The organism is Streptomyces sp. NPDC003943 (genome assembly GCF_053605265.1).
In genome coordinates this window covers 1-2,582 of the sequence record NZ_JBSGIW010000185.1, presented here as the reverse complement: position 1 = coordinate 2,582, position 2,582 = coordinate 1, and the positions used below count along the sequence as shown (strand labels likewise).

2 protein-coding genes are annotated in these 2,582 nt (G+C 73.3%); one reads left to right on the top strand and one right to left on the bottom strand.

Annotation, left to right across the window (positions count from 1 at the left end):
• Positions 1-743 (bottom strand): helix-turn-helix transcriptional regulator (locus ACWEV0_RS35825; RefSeq protein ID WP_453153991.1); only part of this gene is annotated, 743 nt, incomplete at its 3' end.
• A gap of 237 nt (positions 744-980) precedes the next feature.
• Between ACWEV0_RS35825 and ACWEV0_RS35820 the strand changes: the two genes are divergently transcribed.
• Positions 981-2,456, top strand: coding sequence for a YfbK domain-containing protein (locus ACWEV0_RS35820; RefSeq protein WP_453153990.1), 1,476 nt, complete (start codon positions 981-983; stop codon positions 2,454-2,456).
• Positions 2,457-2,582 lie beyond the last annotated feature (126 nt).

Here is a 2,582-nt window from a genome sequence, read left to right as displayed (position 1 = left end):
GAACGACACCCGAGGGGCTGGACGCACGCACGGGACGCGGCAGGGGCGGTGATCGCCTGGACACCAACGCGGAAGCGGCTCGTCGTTCCCAGCGCCGCCATCAGTTCGCCCACCCGTCGGCTGTACGTCCGCGGCGACACGCCCAGACGCGTCGCCGCCGTCTCGTCCGTCAGGCCCGCCAGCAGCGCGTCGAGGACCGGGCGGAGTTGAGGGGGGAGGTCGCGGGTGGGTGGGGTGAGGCCGGCCAGTTCCTGGGCGGCGTCCCAGGAGGTGTGGTGGGCGCGGACCAGGGCCGCGATCACTACCGGGTCGCGGATCAGGAGCAGGCCGTTGTAGAGGAGTTCGAGGTCGAGGGGGACGGCCGCGACCGTGCGGTCGACGACGATCAGTTTGAACGGGATCGAGTCGGTGACCCGCGCCCGCCCCGGCACCCGCACCGCGCCCGCCACGTGGGGGAGCGCGTGGCGGGGCACGATGCGGCGGACCTCCGCGGCCCGCTCCGCCGCCGCGCGCATGCACGCTCCTGCAAGCTCCAGGAACGGCTCGGGGATCGCGCGCGACGCGGAGGCGGCCGGGTCGTCGAAGGTCAGCAACTCGTGCCGGGCCGAGGCCGCGAGCCCGGCGAGCGCGGCGCTGACCCGGCGGGTGCCGCGGACCGGGCGCCCGGCGAGGCGCTGTGGATCCGGGCCGGCGCGGCCCATCGCCGAACGGGCGAGCATCACGGAGCCCGCAGTCTCTGCCACCGCTGACCACCCCCGCCCGATCGGTGTGCCCACCCTGTGCCACTCCATGTACGCACGTGACTGCGCACGGTGACAACCCCTGTTGAAAAGGATGGCGAGTCCCTGCCACAGCGGCGTGCCCCCGCCGCCGTTGCCGCAATGAGATCCATCCGCAACTCCTTCGTCTGCTCCTTCCGGCCTCCTCGGACGTCACATTCACAAGTGCCCTACAGGGCAGAGAAGATGGGGGAGATCACCATGAAGCGAAGACTCGCCGCGGGTGTGCTCGCGGCCGCGCTGCTGCTCGCCGGCTGTTCCGGCCAGTCCGGCGGCGGTTCCTACCAGCTCGACCGCCCGAGCGGCAACGACCGGCCCGCGCCCCAAGAGACCGGCCGGACCTCCACCTTCGCCCTCGACGTCGACACCGCCTCCTACGGCTACGCCCGCCGCTCCCTCGCCGAGGGCCGCCTGCCCGAGCCCGCCTCCGTGCGGCCCGAGGAGTTCGTCAACAGCTTCAAGCCCGATTACCCCCGTCCGAAGGACAACGGCTTCAGCGTCACCCTCGACGGCGCCCGCTCCGGCGCCGCCGGCTGGTCGCTGCTGCGCGTCGGGCTCGCGACGCGGCCGAGTGAGGGTGAACGGCCGCCTGCCGCGTTGACGTTCGTCGTCGACGTGTCGGGTTCGATGGGGGAGCCGGGGCGGCTCGATCTGGTGAAGGAGTCGTTGCGGCTGCTCGCGACCCGGCTCCGCGACGACGACTCCGTCGCGCTCGTCACGTTCAGCTCGGAGGCGGAGACACGGCTGCCGATGACCCGGGTCGGCGGCAACCGCGACCGGCTGCGCGAGGCCGTCGACGCGCTGGAGATCGCCGGCTCCACCAACGTCGAGGCCGGTGTCCGTACCGGGTACGACGTCGCCGTCGAGGGCCGGCGCGGCGGCGTCACCAACCGGGTCGTGCTGCTCTCCGACGCGCTCGCCAACACCGGCGACACCGATGCCGCCGGCATCCTGGAGCGCATCGACACGGAGCGGCGGCGGTACGGGATCACCCTCTTCGGGGTCGGTGTCGGCAGCGAGTACGGGGACGCGTTCATGGAGCGCCTCGCCGACAAGGGCGACGGCCACACCACGTACGTCTCCACTCCCGAGCAGGCCCGCAAGGTCTTCGTCGACCAGCTCCCCGCCCATGTCGAGCTGCGCGCGCGTGACGCCAAGGCGCAGATCGTCTTCGACGACCGGACGGTGGAGAGCCACCGGCTCGTCGGGTACGAGAACCGCGAGGTCGCCGCCGAGGACTTCCGCGACGACCGGGTCGACGGCGGCGAGGTCGGGGCCGGCCACACGGTGACGGCGCTGTACGCGGTGAAGCTGCGGCCCGGGCGGAGCGGGCGGGTCGCCACGGCCACCGTCCGCTGGCTCGACCCGGCCACCCGCGCCCCGCACGAGCGCTCCGGTACGGTCGGCACCGCCGCGCTGACGCACGCGCCGATCTGGGGCGGCGGCCACGACAGCCTGCAACTCACCGCCATCGCCGCCTACTTCGCCGACCGCCTGCGCGGCGATGCGGCGGGCGGCGGCGATCCGCTGCCGGGCTCGCCCGGGCTGGCGGTCCTCGCGAAGAGGGCCGGTGAGCTCGCCGAGCGCGCCGACTCCGCCTCCGTACGGGAGCTGGCCACCGCGATCCGGCAGGCCGACGGACTGGACGGCGGCGACTCGGACCCGTACGCCGGCTAGTTCTTGAAACCGAGTCAACCGGCGCGTCGGTTTTTTCGTCGTCCCGGGTGAAGAGGGGTGGGGGGGGGGGGCGGGGCTGTCCCCCGGCCTGTCGTTCTGTTGTCCGTTACCGTCGTCTATGAACGT

Coding starts and splice junctions, on each gene's coding strand:
- ACWEV0_RS35820 (WP_453153990.1), top strand. CDS start 981: ATGAAGCGAAGACTCGCCGCGGGTGTGCTCGCGGCCGCGCTGCTGCTC.